This is a genomic window from Corallococcus aberystwythensis (genome assembly GCF_003612165.1).
Taxonomy (GTDB): Bacteria; Myxococcota; Myxococcia; order Myxococcales; family Myxococcaceae; genus Corallococcus; species Corallococcus aberystwythensis.
The window spans coordinates 1-409 of the sequence record NZ_RAWK01000603.1 but is presented as its reverse complement, the minus strand read 5'-3'; the positions used below and the strand labels follow the sequence as shown (position 1 = coordinate 409).

Genomic DNA, 409 nt, shown 5'->3' with positions numbered 1-409 from the left:
TTATTAGTCCACGATGTGGAGTTTATAAAAGCTATCTCTGGAAGCGTCCCTTCTTTCCACCCCTTTGGCACCCAACCCAACTCCGTTTCTTCAAATTCACTTGGGAAAAGCGAGCGAATTTCCGCCGGAAGCGGTTTAAAATCTGCACTATTACGTACTTTTTGACGCAATTTGGCGCGAGTTTGCAGGGCTTCCGGGATTGGATTTCCTGCATCCAGAGCGTTATCAATCACTGGATCAAAATCCACAAACCAGGATTTGAACAGGGTTTGGGACATTTGTTCCAAGGTTTGGTTCATGGATGAAAGTGTTGTGATTTTGTCATCAAAAGCTTTGAGACTCTTGACTATTAAATCTTGAACATTTAGCGAAGGAGCAGATATTTCTACATTCGCTAGATCATTGATGG

At 42.8% G+C, this 409-nt stretch carries 1 protein-coding gene; it reads right to left on the bottom strand.

Annotated elements, in window-relative coordinates; translation table 11 throughout:
- Window positions 1–409, bottom strand: a 409-nt coding sequence (locus D7W81_RS41690; protein ID WP_208721708.1) for a restriction endonuclease subunit S domain-containing protein, incomplete at both ends; no start/stop codon positions are given.